This window comes from Gordonia hankookensis, from assembly GCF_014673215.1.
Classification (GTDB): Bacteria; Actinomycetota; Actinomycetes; order Mycobacteriales; family Mycobacteriaceae; genus Gordonia; species Gordonia hankookensis.
Genome location: NZ_JACWMS010000003.1, coordinates 19,688 through 34,936, shown reverse-complemented (window position 1 = coordinate 34,936; position 15,249 = coordinate 19,688). Strand labels below are relative to the sequence as shown.

12 protein-coding genes are annotated in these 15,249 nt (G+C 67.0%); 11 read left to right on the top strand and 1 reads right to left on the bottom strand.

What is annotated here, in order from left to right; all coding sequences use genetic code 11:
• Positions 1-5,634 (bottom strand): glutamate synthase-related protein, encoded by a 5,634-nt coding sequence (locus IDF66_RS14665; protein WP_190267524.1) that lies wholly within the window; start codon positions 5,632-5,634, stop codon positions 1-3.
• Between the two features lie 327 nt (positions 5,635-5,961).
• Here IDF66_RS14665 and rpmE point away from each other — a divergent pair, with 327 nt between their 5' ends.
• The 11 genes from rpmE (at position 5,962) to IDF66_RS14610 (ending at position 15,218) form a co-directional block, all read left to right on the top strand.
• Positions 5,962-6,189, top strand: a complete 228-nt coding sequence (gene rpmE / locus IDF66_RS14660; RefSeq protein WP_164308540.1) for a 50S ribosomal protein L31 — start codon at positions 5,962-5,964, stop codon at positions 6,187-6,189.
• Positions 6,190-6,314: 125 nt separating this feature from the next.
• A complete protein-coding gene (gene prfA / locus IDF66_RS14655; RefSeq protein WP_164308541.1) occupies positions 6,315-7,391 on the top strand; it encodes a peptide chain release factor 1 in 1,077 nt (358 codons plus the stop codon).
• 4 nt (positions 7,392-7,395) lie between these two features.
• Positions 7,396-8,295, top strand: a complete 900-nt coding sequence (prmC, locus tag IDF66_RS14650; RefSeq protein ID WP_190267523.1) for a peptide chain release factor N(5)-glutamine methyltransferase — start codon at positions 7,396-7,398, stop codon at positions 8,293-8,295.
• 46 nt (positions 8,296-8,341) lie between these two features.
• Positions 8,342-8,998: an L-threonylcarbamoyladenylate synthase gene (locus tag IDF66_RS14645; protein WP_164308543.1), complete on the top strand. Its 657-nt coding sequence runs from the start codon at positions 8,342-8,344 to the stop codon at positions 8,996-8,998.
• A 2-nt stretch (positions 8,999-9,000) separates the two neighbouring features.
• Complete coding sequence (locus IDF66_RS14640) at positions 9,001-10,218, top strand: serine hydroxymethyltransferase (protein ID WP_190267522.1); 1,218 nt, start codon at positions 9,001-9,003, stop codon at positions 10,216-10,218.
• Between the two features lie 58 nt (positions 10,219-10,276).
• Positions 10,277-11,524 (top strand): glycosyltransferase family 4 protein, encoded by a 1,248-nt coding sequence (locus IDF66_RS14635; RefSeq protein WP_164308573.1) that lies wholly within the window; start codon positions 10,277-10,279, stop codon positions 11,522-11,524.
• 306 nt (positions 11,525-11,830) lie between these two features.
• Positions 11,831-12,244 carry a hypothetical protein gene (locus IDF66_RS14630; protein ID WP_164308545.1) on the top strand — a complete coding sequence of 138 codons (414 nt, stop codon included), beginning with the start codon at positions 11,831-11,833 and terminating at the stop codon, positions 12,242-12,244.
• A complete protein-coding gene (gene atpB, locus IDF66_RS14625; RefSeq protein ID WP_164308546.1) occupies positions 12,241-13,002 on the top strand; it encodes a F0F1 ATP synthase subunit A in 762 nt (253 codons plus the stop codon). The genes IDF66_RS14630 and atpB overlap by 4 nt, the downstream gene beginning before the upstream one ends.
• Before the next feature lie 85 nt (positions 13,003-13,087).
• On the top strand, positions 13,088-13,345 hold the full coding sequence (locus tag IDF66_RS14620) for a F0F1 ATP synthase subunit C (RefSeq protein WP_161059527.1): 258 nt from the start codon (positions 13,088-13,090) through the stop codon (positions 13,343-13,345).
• Between the two features lie 49 nt (positions 13,346-13,394).
• Entirely contained in the window at positions 13,395-13,868 is a 474-nt protein-coding gene (locus tag IDF66_RS14615) for a F0F1 ATP synthase subunit B (RefSeq protein ID WP_164308547.1), read from the top strand.
• Positions 13,869-15,218 carry a F0F1 ATP synthase subunit B/delta gene (locus tag IDF66_RS14610; RefSeq protein WP_190267521.1) on the top strand — a complete coding sequence of 450 codons (1,350 nt, stop codon included), beginning with the start codon at positions 13,869-13,871 and terminating at the stop codon, positions 15,216-15,218.
• Positions 15,219-15,249: the final 31 nt, after the last annotated feature.

Below are 15,249 nucleotides of genomic sequence, written 5' to 3'. Positions count from 1 at the left end.
TCATCCGACCTTTGCTGTGTCGATGCTTGCTGGTGATCGCAGGCCGTTCGCGACCTCGGGGACGGCCTGCACCGCGAAGAGTTCGTCGAAGCCGGGCAGGCTGCCGAGCGTCTCGCGATTCTTACGGTCCTGCAAGAGAATCCAGCCGTAACTGCCAAGGGCGTCCATCGACCAGACGTTGCGCAGCGCGAGGGCCCGCTTGTAGTCGTCGATCCGCTTGGCCGCGATGAGCGCTGCGAGGTGCGCGCTGTCATAGTGCGCCAGGATGTCTCGCGCATGGCGGGCCACCCGCGAGACCAGTTCGAAGTCCTCGGTCAGGACCAGGTTCCGTGCGCCGCTCGCGACAGCCTGATCGGTCCAGGCCGCTACCGGCCCACCGCTCCGGGCGCCCCCGGCGCGCGAGAGACGGATGGTGGCGACCTGCCGGGCGATCTCGAACACGGTGAAGGCGTTGAGCAGCCGGTACATCTCGGCGTTGTCGGTCTGCCCGTACTCGGGAACTGCGCCGCCGGCCACCGGCTCGCCACTGCGGATGCTGGCCTTGAGAGCGTGCACCTGGTGACCGGCCAGCGCGGTGGAGAGCTCGGCGAGCAGATCGCGATGAGACATCGACGCCATCAGGGCGTCGCTGTCCTGGTAGGCCACCAATGCCCGGGGCATTGCGTAGGCGATGTGGTGACGTTCGGTCTCCCAGTTCTCCAGCAGTCGCATTCCCAACGCCGAACCGGTTGCCGCGACGTGCATCTCGAGCATCTGCTTGACGGCGAGATGGTGGATCGGGGCCAGCGGGTCGTCGCCCCCGGTGATCGTGCCCACCAGCACCGAATCGGAACTGATGCGCGTCGCGAGTTCGCCTGCCGGATCGTACTGGTAGAGAAAGCCTCCGCTCATCCCGTTGCCGAGCCCCTTGCCGTATCCGCCGAGGTTGAGGACCGCGCCGTTCGTCATGTACTCACAGCCGAATTCACCGACGCCTTCCACCACCGCGGAAGCACCGGAGTTGCGCACCGCGAAGCGATCGCCTGCCTCGCCTTCGACGAACAGCCGGCCGCCGGTGGCGCCGAACAGCGCGAAATTGCCGATCAGAACGTTGCCGCCGATCGACGAGGATCCACCACCGGGGGAGCGGACGATCACCGTGCCGCCCGACATGGACTTGCCAACACCGTCATTGCAGGTGCCGGTGTGTTCGAGACGGATTCCGTCGTTGCAGAACGCGGCGTACGACAGACCGGCGGATCCGGCCGTCCCGACACGAACCGAGTCCGGTGCCAGGAAGCGGCGTCCACGGTCATCGGTGTAGACGCTCGGCATGCCGCCGACCTCAGCGTCGGTGAACTGGTGATTGAGGGTCCGCTCGATGTCGATCGCGAGTTGCGCGCCGACGCTCTTGTTGCGGTTGCCCAGCGTCGGGGTGTCGATCGTGACGTGGGCGGCACCACGGTCGAACAGGGCGCTCCGCACGTCGTCGAACATGGAGTCGTCGATCGCGAAATCGCGCTCCAGATAGACCGGGTCGGTGATCTGGACCGGATCGATCCGGGCCAATAGTGCCTCGGGTCGCAGTGTGGTCACCACGCCCGGGTGGTTCACCATCGTGAGCAGATCGGTCCGGCCGCGGGCGGCGGCGAGGCTCGGCAGTCCGAGTGCGGCGAGGATCTCGCGCACCTCGTGGGCGATGTTGAGCAGGTACTGCGCCATCGAACGTGGGTCTCCGTCGAAGACCTCCGGGTTGGTGGTCAGGCCCGCAGGACACTTGATGTTGCAGTTCTTGGCCATCACGCAGCCGATCATCATCAACGCCGATGTGCCGAACTCGAAACTGTCGGCGCCCAGCAGCGCCGACGTCACGACATCCTGGCCGGTCTGGTGCGCACCCGAGGTCCGCAACACGATCTTCTGACGGAGTCCGTTGGCGCACAACGCCTGATGAACCTCGGCGAGACCGATCTCGGCGGCCCGGCCGGCGTATCGCAGGCTCGTGACGGACGCGGCGCCGGTGCCACCGGTGTTGCCCGCGACGTTGATGACATCGGCGCCCGCCTTGGCGACGCCGACCGCGATCGTCCCGATGCCCTCGGAGGAGACCAGCTTGACGATCACCCGCACGCGTGCGGCCTTGCAGTCGTGGATGAGTTGGGCGAGGTCCTCGATCGAGTACGTGTCGTGGTGCGGCGGTGGTGACACCAGCTCGACGCCCGGCGTGCCGCCACGCGCGGCGGCGATTTCGACGGTCACCTTGGGGGCCGGGAGTTGGCCGCCCTCACCGGGTTTCGCCCCTTGACCGATCTTGATCTCCAATTCGCGCACCATCGGATCGGCAAGGTATCCGGCCCAGATGCCGAAGCGCCCGGAGGCGAACTGCTTGATCGCCGAGGCCCGGATGGTGCCGTACCGCGACATGTGCTCGCCACCCTCGCCGCTGTTGGAGAGACCACCGACCATGTTGGTGCCATGAGCCACCGCCTCGTGGGCCGGGGCCACGAGGGCGCCGTGGCTCATCGCACCGGAGGCGAAGGTCGAGGTGATCTCGTGCGCAGGTTGCACATCACTGAGCGCGATGGCCGCAGGCGCCGGGCGAAGGCCCGCCAGGTACTCGGCGGCCGCTCCGGTCGTGACGACGATGAGGCCGCCCTCGCCGCAGTCGAGGATCTCGACGGCGTCGCCGAGGTGGTGGGCGATCGCCTGGGCGAACGTCTGGACCCGGTCCTCTCCATCGGCGCCGACGCCATCTCCCTCGAGGGAGATGTGGAATCCGTCCGGGACCCCGGCGTCGTCGAGCGGGGTCACCGACAGGCCGCGGACCGCGGCGCCCGAGGTCGAGCGCGTGAACATCCGATCGAGCGCGGCGGCGAGATCGGCACCCGTGGAGGCGGCGAGATCGATGGGCAGAGAGAGGATGTCGCGCAGCGCGCTCGGTCGGGACGCGCGCTGCCCGCGTAGGTCGTCGGTGAACGACCGGTAGGCGTCGGTGATCGTGAAGGTGTCGATGTCGTTGTCCGACAGCCGGTCGTAGCTGCTGCCGGAGTAGGCGCGGGCGTCGAGCCCGAAGGCGTCGTCGAGCTTTCCGAGGGTGAGAAGTCGTAGCCCCCCGGAACGGTCGGTCTCGGTGGCGTCGGGTGATTCGCGGTCGGCGGTGGCAAACGCGATCTTCTCCGCGGTCAGGTCCGCGTACTTGCGAACCGCGGTCGCGCCGAAGGAGTGCCCGGCGCCGTCGGAACGTTCCTTGAACAGGCCGAGCAGCGGCAGATCCTGGTCGGTCGCGGGGATGTCCGAGATCGCCGCGCGATGGGCGCGGGCGATGGTCGCCACGATGGTGTGCAGACCCACGCCGCCCGCGGGCGCACGTTGATCGGGAAACCACCGTCGGAGATCGCTGTCGTCGGTGTCGAGGAAGTTGGGCTCGAAGAACTCGCCGCCGATATAGCTCTCGACGGTGCAGAGTCCCACCCGGCCCATGGTCTTCATCAGAGATTTCTCGGCGGCCCTGACCCATCGGCCGAACGCCTGGTCGCGCTCCTGCAGATCGTCGGCGACAGTGGCGGCACGACGTGCGACCGAATGCGGGTGGACGGCGGCCGCGCCGAAGCCGAGCGTCGCCGCGAGATGGTGGGAGGATTCGACCTGTCCGGTGTCGGCAACCAGGGACACCCGCAGACGCAAGCCGGCCGCGATGAGTCGCTGATTGACCGACGAGACGGCGAAGATGATGGGCACCGCGGCACGATCGGCCGCGATCGCCCGATCGCTGAGCACTGCGATCCCACCCAGGCGGCCCGCGAAGTCGACGATCTCGTCACCGAGTCGGTCGATCGCGGAGACCATCGCCGCATGGTCGGCGACGACGTCGCCACCGTCCGGATCGATCGGGTAGCAGGCGTCGAAGCTGTGGATCGGGCTCTCGGTCTGGCGGTGCAGGAGTTCGAGCTCATCGGCCGAGAGGATCGGTGTGCGTAACACGATCTGGCGCGACCGGGATCCCGAAGGCGTGTCGTCGGTGGTGATGGTGGCGTCCGGCCGCGTCCCGAGGGCGACCCGGAGGGTCATGCCGTCGGCCTCACGGATGCTGTCCAGGGGCGGATTGGTGACCTGGGCGAAGCGCTGGGAGAAGAAGCGAGCGACGTTGGGCTCGATATCGGTCAACGCGTTGATGGCGTTGCCGAAGCCCATCGCCGAGACACGTTCTGCGCCATCGGCGATCATCGGGTCGATGAAGTAGCGGAAGCTCTCCTGGTCGAGAAAGTACGCCCGGTAGCGCTGGTGGTCGGTCAGCGACGCGTCGTCGGTCGTCGGGGCGGTGTCCGTGGTCCACGGGCCCTCGAGCGCCGCCAGGTCGACCTTGGCGGCCCGGAGCAGCGCGGGGTAGTCGCGCGCCGCGGCGAGCTTCTCGTACGCCTCGTGCGTCGTATAGGTGCGATGCTCCCGATGGTCGTAGTAGATCATCCCGCCTGCCGATACCCGACCACGGGCGATGACCGACTCGGGCGGTACCGCGATCTGCCCGGCCTCGGAGAAGGCACAGAGGTAGTCGGTGGTCTCGAGGGTGCGCAGCGGGCGCAGGCCGAGACGGTCGAGTCGGGCCCCGATCACGGTCCCGTCGCCGAACACCACGGCTGCCGGGCCGTCGTTCTTCTCCTCGTAGAGCGAGAAGTACTCGAACATCGCCCGGACCGGGGCGGAGAGCGAGGTGTCGTGCTCCCATGCCGGCGGCATCATCGAGACGATTGCGGTGATCAGATCGACGCGATCCTCGATGACCCGGGCAGCGACGGTCTGATCCAGGCGGCTGCTGTCGGATTGCCCGGGTGGGCGGACGATGCTCCGGTGCTGTGCGGTGGCGGAGGTCACCTGGGCGATCCGGTTCTTCTTGTCGGTGTTCAGTTCACCGTTGTGCGCGAGGAACCGGAACGGCTGGGCCATCGTCGGATGCGGATCGGTGTTCGTGGAGAACCGCGTGTGGAAGTACAGCGTGTGGACGGCGTGATCCTCGTCGAGCAGATCTGTGAAGTAGTCGATCACCTCGGGCGAGGACAGGCGGCCCTTGAGCACCTGAGTTCTGGCCGACAGTGACAGCGGGTAGAAACCCGACAGTTCGGGCTCGGTGAAGGCGATCGCCTCGATGTGCAGCAGGGCCTGTTGCACCGTGTGGTCGAGTTCAGCGGGTTCGGGGCAGGGCTCGGGTGCCGCGAACACCCACTGACGGATGGGCAACTGGAATCCGACGGCCGATTGCCGCAGCACCGAGACATCGACGGGGACATCTCGGACCGTCAGGATCGAGAAGCCTTGCTCGGCCATGGTCCGCTCGATCAGCCTGCCGGCACGAGCCGCCGCGGCCGCGTCGGTGGGGAGGAAGAAGTTGCCGACGCAGAAACGGCCGAGCCGCAGGTCGGGTCGCCCGGTGATCTTGCGGAAGAAGCGGAGTGAGAGATCCATCGAGACCCCGCCACCGTCGCCGACACCGAGGGCCGAGATGCCGCCTCGATGGGGGACCGCGCACAGCGCCTCACGGGCCTTGTCGATCACGGAGTGTTGCTGCACACCGTCCTTGCGTGTGATGAACCCCACGCCACAACTGCTGTACTCGTCGCTCGGGTCCCACAGGAGTGGCCGCGGGTGGTGATCAGGCCGCATTCGGTCCTCAGGTCTCGGGCCGTCCGCTCATGGACGGCGCTGGCGGATGGGTCGGGGATCGCTGCGACGATGAAGCGATGCCGACGACAACGTCACGCTCTAACTTAGCTAAGCCTTACTATCCTAAGGTATGCCTAAGTCGGGAATGAAATCCCACAGGAGGCCGTTCAGTCGAGTGGATCGTCGGTAAGCGGGTGGTTCGAGATCGGGATTGCACGGATTTCCAGGTCGAACACCACGCGTGGCATACTGATCGGTCGAGTCCGGTTCCGGTTCACACCGTCGATCCCCGACGGTGACCCGGCGACCACAGAAAGGGACAACCAGATGAAGCAGGGCATTCACCCCGAGTACGCGACGACCACGGTCGTCTGCGGCTGCGGCAACACCTTCGAGACCCGCAGCACCGCGGACAACGGACGTATCAACGTCGAGGTCTGCTCGCAGTGCCACCCGTTCTACACAGGCAAGCAGAAGATTCTCGACACCGGCGGCCGCGTGGCCCGGTTCGAGAAGCGCTACGGCAAGCGCGCCAAGAAGACCGACGCGCAGTAGCTCGACCGACGACGCCCTGCCGGCGCGCTCTGCGCGTCCGGTGGGGCGTCGTTTTTCGTTCTCCGAATCCCTGTCGGCCGTTCGCGATGCCGGACACGAGAGATGTCCTGAGAGGTGCGCACCAGGTGACCACGCAGAGCCCGTCGGCGATCGACGACATCCTCGCCGAACATGCCGGCCTCGAGGCACAGCTGGCGGATCCGTCGTTGCACGACGATCCGGGTGCCGCCCGCCGGGTCGGCAAGCGGTTCGCCGAACTCGCTCCCATCATGGCAACCCACCGTCGTCTGGAGGCCGCGCGCGATGATCTCGCCGCCGCACGCGAACTGGCCGCCGACGACCCGGCGTTCGCCGACGAGATCCCGGCGCTGGAGACCACAGTCGCCGAACTCGATGCGACACTGACCGATCTGCTGGCGCCCCGCGACGCGCACGACGGCGACGACGTCGTCCTCGAGATCAAATCGGGGGCCGGTGGCGAGGAATCGGCATTGTTCGCCGCCGACCTGGCCCGGATGTACCTCAAGTACTGCGAGCGAAGTGGTTTCAAGGCGCAGATCCTCGGCGTCACCGAATCCGACCTCGGCGGGTACAAAGAGGCCACCCTCTCGATCAAGTCGAGAGAACAACTGCGCGACGGTGTCTGGGCTCGCCTGAAGTTCGAGGGTGGCGTCCATCGGGTGCAGCGGGTGCCGGTCACCGAATCGCAGGGACGAATCCACACCTCGGCCGCCGGAGTACTGATCTATCCGGAACCCGAGGAGGTCGCCCAGGTCGAGATCGACGAGTCTGATCTGCGTGTCGACGTCTATCGATCGTCCGGAAAGGGTGGTCAGGGCGTCAATACGACGGACTCGGCGGTCCGGCTGACCCACCTGCCCACCGGCATCGTCGTGACCTGTCAGAACGAACGTTCGCAGCTGCAGAACAAGGCCAGGGCCATGCAGGTGCTCGCGGCCCGGCTGCAGTCGGCTGCCGAAGAGGAAGCCGACGCCGCGGCCGCCGAAGGGCGGGCCGCGCAGATCCGCACCGTCGACCGCTCCGAGCGGATCCGGACCTACAACTTTCCGGAGAACCGGATCACCGATCACCGGATCGGCTACAAGTCGAACAATCTCGACGCGGTGCTCGACGGTGACATGGATGCGCTGCTCGATGCACTGGTGGCCGCCGATCGGCAGGCCCGCCTCGAAGCGCAATGACGCGATGACCGAGGAGCCGTCGGACACTGCGCACCGCGAGGTGCCTGCTCGCGTGGACTCGGAGTTGTCGCGAGCGGAACGGACCCTGCGCGACGCCGGGATCGACAGCGCGCGTGGTGATGCCGAGTGGTTGCTCGCCGCAGTCCTGGAGATCGATCGCGGTCGGCTGCTGATCGTCGACGGACTCGATCAGGAAACCCGCGATCGGTTTCGTGGTCTGGTGGACCGTCGCGCGAGGCGAATCCCCTTGCAGCACATCGTCGGGACCACCTCGTTCGGACCGGCCGAGCTCGCCGTCGGACCTGGCGTCTTCGTTCCCCGTCCGGAGACCGAGTTCCTCGCGGAATGGGCGGTCGGGATCGCCGACGGAGCCGGCATCGTCACGGTTGTCGATCTGTGCAGCGGCAGTGGTGCCCTGGCGATCGCGGTCGCGACGATGCTGCCGAACGCGCGGGTCTGGGCGGTCGAGCGGTCGCCGGAGGCGCTGGAGTGGTTGCGGCGCAACGTCGCGAGCGCACCTCCTCAGGTGCGTGACCGGATCGCCGTGGTGGCGGCCGACGTGACCGACGCCGCGCAGATGCACGCCATGTTGCCGGCCGGTTCGGTGGACGTGGTGGTGGCCAACCCGCCTTATGTCCCACAGGCGGCCCGGGTCGCCCCGGAGGTGGCCCACGATCCCGCCGACGCGGTGTTCGGTGGGGCCGACGGGATGTCGGTGATCACACCGATGATGCCGATCGTCGCCGAACTGTTGCGGCCCGGTGGCGTGGTGGGTGTCGAGCACGATGACACGACGTCGGCCGCGGTTCTGGACGTGGTCGGTGCGGTGGGTGCCTTCGACGATGTCCGTGCTCGCGACGACCTGGCGGGACGTCCCAGATTCGTCACAGCACGCCGGGTCTGAGCGGACCGCAGCGACCGTCCGGCGGCGGGCGTGGGAGGATGGCCGGGTGAGCACGGTATTCGACTGCAATGATCCGGAAGGCCGGGCGGCGGGTATCCGCGCAGCCGTCGGAGCGGCGAAGGCGGGCAGGCTCGTGGTGCTGCCGACCGACACTCTCTACGGCATCGGCTGCGAGGCGTTCGACAGCGAGGCGGTCGCCGCGTTGCTGGCCGCAAAGGGGCGAGGGCGCGACATGCCGGTCCCGGTGCTGGTCGGTTCGTGGCACACGATCGACGGCCTGGTGTTGTCGGTGTCGACCGCCGCCCGTGACCTGGTCGAGGCGTTCTGGCCCGGCGGGCTGAGTCTCGTGGTGGAGCAGGCGCCGTCGCTGGCCTGGGATCTGGGAGACACCAACGGCTCGGTGATGCTGCGCATGCCGCTGCATCCGGTGGCGATCGAACTCCTGCGCGAGGTGGGGCCGATGGCGGTCTCGAGTGCCAATGTGTCGGGACAGCAGCCCTCCACCACCGTCGACGAGGCCCGCGACCAACTCGGCGAGTCGGTGTCGGTCTACCTTGACGGAGGTACTGCCGCGGAGGCCCAGCCGTCGACGATCGTCGATCTGACGGGACCGACGCCACGAATCCTGCGTGAAGGGGCGGTGTCGATCGACGCCATCGCCGAGGTCCTCGATCTCGACGTCGACGTGCTGGCCGCGCGCTGACGATGTCGTTCGCCCACTCCGACCCCCAGGTCGCCGACCTCGTCGAGCGTGAGAGCCGTCGCCGCGCAACCACTGTGCAGTTGATCGCGTCGGAGACGCCCGCCAGCCCAGCGGTTCGTGAGGCACAGGCGTCGGATTTCGGCGCGAAATATGCCGAGGGCTATCCGGGGGCGCGCTTCCACGGCGGATGCGAGGTCGCCGACCAGCTCGAGCAACTCGCCATCGACCGCGCCGCCGAACTGTTCGGCGCCGAGTACGTCAACGTCCAGCCGCTCTCGGGCAGTGCCGCGAATCTCGCCGTCTACGCCGCATTCGCGCAGCCGGGCGACCCGATCCTGGCGTTGCGCCTCGACCAGGGCGGGCACCAGAGCCATGGGTCCCGGGCGAACTTCTCCGGCCGCTGGTTCTCGCCGATCCACTACGGCGTACGTCCATCCGACGAACGCATCGATTACGACGAGCTCCGCGATCTCGCGTTGCTTCACCGGCCGCGGATCATCGTCGCGGGCGGTGCCGCCTACTCACGCTCGATCGATTTCGCGGCCCTGCGGACCATCGCAGACGAGGCCGAGTCGATCCTCTGGATCGACGCGGCGCATCTCGCGGGGCTGGTCGCCGGGGGAGTGCTGGCCTCGCCGGTGCCTCATGCCGACGTCGTCACCTTGTCCACGCACAAGGTGCTGCAGGGGCCGCGCGGCGGGATGATCCTGGCCCGCGGCGCCCATGCCGCGGTGCTGCAGAAGGCGGTTCACCCGTTCATACAGGGCGGACCGTCGATGGGATCGATCGCAGGCAAGGCGGTCTGCATGCGGGAGTCGGCGACCGACGAGTTCGCCTCGTATGCGGCGGAGACCGTCGTGGCGGCGCAGCGCCTCGGTGACGAGCTCTCCGGGCACGGCCTCCGGATCGTGAGTGGCGGCACCGACATCCATCTCGCGGTGGCCGATGTCTCCGCGATCGGGCTCACCGGGGCCGAGGCGCAGCGACGTCTGGCCTCGGCCGGGATCGTGGTGGACCGGGCCGTGTTGCCGTTCGATCGAGAACCGGTCACAACCGGCTCGGCGATCCGTGTCGGCACCCCGACGGCCGTGCTCGACGGTCTCGGTGTCGAGGCGATGCCGACGATCGCCGGCTGGATCATCCGCGGGTTGCGGGATCCGGTGGGCAGCGACCAACACGCCGGGATCCGCGCGGAAATCGAACGAGAGCTCGGCGGGTAGCGTTGTGCGGGTGTTCGATCCCCAGGCCGGCAAGGACCTCGCTGACGGGGTCACCGGCCTGGCCTTCGGTGCCGGTGATCCCGGTGTCCACCTGACCGCGTTGTCGGTGGTCGGCAACGGCGGCGCGGGCGTCCCGCTGCGGGAGTTGGCGCTGGTGGGTCTGACCGCGGCGGCCGTCACGTATCTGCTGACCTCGCTCGTCCGGGTCTTCGCCATCCGGATCGGGGCCGTCGCGGTGCCGCGGGTGCGCGATGTCCACGTGATCCCGACGCCGCGTCTGGGCGGTCTCGGCATGTTCGCCGGCATGGTGGCGGCGATCGCGCTGGCCGCCAACCTGCCTGCGCTCACCCGAGGATTCGCCTACACCAGCGACATGAGTGCGGTGATCGTCGCGGGACTCGTGATCGTGCTGGTCGGCGTCATCGACGACCGGTGGGGGCTCGATGCACTGACGAAATTCGTCGGACAGCTGACCGCGGCCGGGGTCCTGGTGATCATGGGGGTGAGCTGGTACCTGCTCTACGTCCCGTTTGCCGACATCGGCACCGTGGTCCTCGACCCGTTGCAGGCCGGCCTCCTGACGGTGGCGATCACGGTCGCGACGATCAACGCGATCAACTTCGTCGACGGACTGGACGGCCTCGCCGCAGGCCTCGGTCTGATCGCGGCGTCGGCGATCTGCATGTTCTCGCTCGGTCTGCTCCACGACCAGGGCGGCGATGTCAGCTACTACCCGCCTGCGCTCATCTCCACCGCCCTCGCGGGCGCCTGCCTCGGATTCCTGCCCCACAACTTCTCGCCTGCGCGGATCTTCATGGGCGACTCGGGTGCCATGCTCATCGGGCTCATGTTGTCCGCGGCGTCGACGAGCGCGTCCGGACGTATCGCGATCAACGCCTATGGGCCCGCAGACGTGTTCACCCTGTTGTCGCCCCTGATCCTCGTGGCGGCGGTTGTCTTCGTGCCGATGCTGGACATGCTGATGGCCGTGGTGCGACGGACGCGCGCCGGAGTGGGCTTCTACACCCCCGACAAGATGCACCTGCACCACCGTTTGCTGGAACTCGGACATTCGCAGCGACGGGTCGCGCTGATCATCTACCTGTGGGTGGGTGTCCTCGCATTCTCCGCGGCGGCCAGTACCCTCTTCCCGATGTCGGTGGTGGCACCGATGTTCGGTGCAGGCCTGATCGTCGCCCTGCTGGTCACGATGGCGCCCCGCCTGCAGCGGCGCTATGCCCAGATCCGGACGCGTGGTCACGCCGACCACTCCGATCGACGCGATTCCGTACCGGGCGGGACCTGATCGGGGACGCCCACGCGCCAGGGGAGCGTCCTGACCCCTTGGTAAGGCAATGGTAAAACGCCGTGTACTATCCTCTGTAGTAGCACGACCTCGGCGCGAGCGCGTCGCCTCCGGGAGCCGGAGGCCGCCATCCGCACCGCATCGACGGCCGCTGGACTCCCCAAAGGGTGCATACCCCCCGGTGGGTGCAGGAACGGGTGTTGGTAGGGTCACAGAAAACCGCGAGCTTACGCCCGGTGACACGAGTCGCCGATCGCACGCTCGATGCTTCGTGTCAACGCACGGGACTGAGCAGAGGAGAGGCACATGACAACGTCTGCCCCGGACTCCGCTTCCGTCTATCCGGTGGCGCCCACCGGCATCCGCCGTCCGGCGATCATCGCGGGGGTGGTCACCGTCGTCGTCGCGGCGCTGGCGATCGTCCTCGGGCATGCGTGGTTCGCCGCCTTCTTCCTCGCCGGTGTGGTGCTGGTCTTCATCAACACGAAACTGGTCATCCGGGCGGTCGAGAACGTCGCCGCTGCGGAGGATCCCCGGAAGAAACTGCTCGCCCTCAATTCCGCATTCCGCCTCGGGGTCATCACAGTCCTCGCATTGGTGGCGGCCATTCTGGTCCGGCCCGACGGGCTGGGCGCGATGTTCGGACTCGCCGTCGGCCAGGTGATCCTGGTGCTCAACACGGTGATTCCGGTGATGAAAGGACTTCGTAAGCAGATATGACCGCAATGACTTACCTGGCCGAGTCAGAGTCGGCGATCGAGGTCGGCCACCACACCGAGGTGGATCTGCTCGGTATGACCGTCAATCTCGACACGGTCATCGGCAGTGCGGTGGCCGCGGTCATCGTGATCGCGCTTGCGTTCTTCGTCCGGTTCAAGATGACGTCGAACAAGCCGAACAACGTTCAGCTGTACTTCGAGACGATCACCGTCCAGATGCGCGGCCAGATCGAGGGCGCGATCGGCATGAAGATCGCCGGCTTCGTGCTGCCGCTGGCGGTGACCCTGTTCACCTACATCCTGATCGCCAACTGGCTGTCGATCATCCCGGCGCAGTACGGAACGTCCGAGGGTTCCACGAGTGAGTGGCTCAAGCCGCCTGCCAGCGACGTCAACTTCGTGTACGCCTTGGCGCTGTTCGTGTTCGTCTGGTACCACGCCGCGGGCGTCAAGCGTCGCGGCATCATCGGCCACCCGGTCCGGCTCGTGAAGGGCCACTCGGTCGCCATCGCGCCGGTCAACATCATCGAGGAGATCGCCAAGCCGGTCTCGCTCTCTCTCCGTCTTTTCGGCAACATGTTCGCGGGCGGCATCATGGTCGCGCTCATCGCGCTGATGCCGATCTACGTGATGTGGGCGCCGAACGCCCTCTGGAAATCCTTCGACCTGTTCGTCGGACTCATCCAGGCATTCATCTTCGCCCTGCTGACGATTCTGTACTTCAGCCAGGCGATGGAGATGGACGAAGACCACCACTAGCCAGTACGACCCTGGCCGGCACCGCTGGCCGGGCCCAAAGACCTGGCAACCCGATTGCCAGTTTCACCCGAAAGGAAAGTTCTAAATGGATCCCAATCTGATTGGTCTGGGTGCGTTGATCGGTGGCGGCCTCATCATGGGCGGCGGCGCGATCGGTGCCGGTATCGGCGACGGTCTGGCAGGTGCCCAGTTGATCGCGGGTATCGCGCGTCAGCCGGAGGCCCAGGGTCGACTCTTCACCCCGTTCTTCATCACCGTGGGTCTGGTCGAGGCTGCGTACTTCATCAACCTGGCGTTCATGGCGCTCTTCGTCTTCGCCACCCCGATCTCCGGCCAGTCCTGATCTCGGTCATCGACCGGGTCGCCCTAGGATTTAAGGGAACAACCCAACCATGAATCTCGCCGCAGAGAACTTCCTGCTCCCCAACGGCACGTTCTTCGTGTGCCTGCTGATCTTCGTGATCGTGTTCCTGGTCATCAGGACGATGGTCGTGCCACCGATCCTCAAGGTGCTCGACGATCGCGACGCCATGATCGCCAAGACTGCGGAGGACAACCGGGCCGCCGCGGCGAGCTACGAGGATGCGGACACCGAGTACCGGGCAGCGCTCAAGGACGCCCGGGGGGACGCCACCGGTATTCGGGACGAGGCTCGTGCCAAGGGCAACGAGCAGTTGGCAGAGGCGAAGCGGCGGGCCACCGAGGAAGCGGACGCCGTTCTCGCCGACACCACGAGACAACTGAAGGCCGAGGGGGATCAGGCGGCTTCGACCGCCCGTGACGATGTCGATGCACTGTCGTCGACGTTGGCGAGTCGTGTACTCGGCGTCGACGTGTCGGCCAAGTCGACGGAGAAGGTGAACTAAGTGGATATCGTCATCGGTAACCTCATCGGTTTCGCGATCATCATCTTCCTGTTCTGGAAGTACCTGCGGCCGGTGCTGTCCAAGGCGGTCAACGCCCAGAAGGACACGATCGCGCAACACGTGTCCGAGAGTGAGGCCGCTAAGGCTCGCGTCGCCGACGCTAAGGCTGCGCACGACCGCGCCGTCGCGGAGGCGAAGGCCGAGGCCGAGGAACTGCACAAGGGCGCAGTCCGGGATGCCGAGGCGATCTCGGGCGACCTCAAGGCGCAAGCCGATTCCGAGGTCAAGCGGATCACCGAGCACGGCAAGTCCCAGGTGGCTCTGAACCGTGCAAGCCTCGTCCGTGACCTGCGCACCGACCTCGGGCTCACCGCGGTTGACGGCGCCGGACAGCTCGTGCGTTCGCACCTGTCAGATCCGAACGCGCAGTCCGAGAGCGTTGATCGGGTCATCGACGAACTCGAATCGATGTCGGCGGGTGGACCCGGGGATCTCGTCGCACACAGCTCGGAACTGATCGGACTCCACTCCATGCGGGCGAGCAGTCGCGAGGCGGCGCGTTCGGTGGCCAAGGAGTTCGATTCCGCATCCGAGTCCCTCGACAGCGAGACCTTGGTCAAGGCGTCGGTGGAACTGACCGACGTGATCGGCCTGATCGACGGTAATCCGGTGCTGCGCAAGCGGTTGACCGAAGACGAGGACAACACCGACGGACAGGTGCAGCTGGCACAGGCACTGTTCGGTGGCAAGGTCTCACCGATCGTCGTCGAGATCGTGTCGGCCGCGGTCCGGCAGCGCTGGTCGTCGACGTCGGACTTCACCGCGGCGCTGCGGCGCCAGAACGCGCTGGTGGTACTCACCGCCGCCGAGCGTGACGGGTCGATCGAGCAGGTCGAGAACGAACTCTTCGGCGTGGCCCGGCTGCTGGAGCAGAACCCGCGGCTGGCATCGCTGCTGTCCGATCACACGCACGCCGCCGACAAGCGCGTGGATCTGCTGCGATCGTTGGTGGGCGAGAAGGTCGGGTCGCACACCTGGTATCTGCTGTCCCACACCATCGCGTTGCTGCACGGGCAGCCGGCCGACGTCGCCGTCGACCATCTCGCCGAGCTCGCGGCCGCACGCCGGGGCGAGTCGGTGGCGCATGTGGTGTCGGCAGCCGAACTCTCCGACGCACAGAAGTCGAGACTCTCGTCGGTGCTCGGCAGCATCTACGGCCGGACGATCTCGGTTCAGACCGAGATCGACGCCGAGTTGCTCGGAGGCCTGCGCATCGGTGTGGGCGACGAGGTGATCGAGGCCGATGTCGCCACCCGTTTGGCGAAGGCGGCCGAGAGTCTGCCGCGCTGATCTGACCAGACCAACACATCCAGCGAACAAC

Excerpts from the sequence above, each read along its gene's own strand:
- atpB (WP_164308546.1), top strand. The coding sequence starts at position 12,241 with ATGACCGCAATGACTTACCTGGCCGAGTCAGAGTCGGCGATCGAGGTC.
- IDF66_RS14640 (WP_190267522.1), top strand. The coding sequence starts at position 9,001 with ATGTCGTTCGCCCACTCCGACCCCCAGGTCGCCGACCTCGTCGAGCGT.
- prmC (WP_190267523.1), top strand. The coding sequence starts at position 7,396 with ATGACCGAGGAGCCGTCGGACACTGCGCACCGCGAGGTGCCTGCTCGC.
- IDF66_RS14630 (WP_164308545.1), top strand. The coding sequence starts at position 11,831 with ATGACAACGTCTGCCCCGGACTCCGCTTCCGTCTATCCGGTGGCGCCC.
- IDF66_RS14665 (WP_190267524.1), bottom strand. The coding sequence starts at position 5,634 with ATGCGGCCTGATCACCACCCGCGGCCACTCCTGTGGGACCCGAGCGAC.
- IDF66_RS14620 (WP_161059527.1), top strand. The coding sequence starts at position 13,088 with ATGGATCCCAATCTGATTGGTCTGGGTGCGTTGATCGGTGGCGGCCTC.
- rpmE (WP_164308540.1), top strand. The coding sequence starts at position 5,962 with ATGAAGCAGGGCATTCACCCCGAGTACGCGACGACCACGGTCGTCTGC.
- IDF66_RS14615 (WP_164308547.1), top strand. The coding sequence starts at position 13,395 with ATGAATCTCGCCGCAGAGAACTTCCTGCTCCCCAACGGCACGTTCTTC.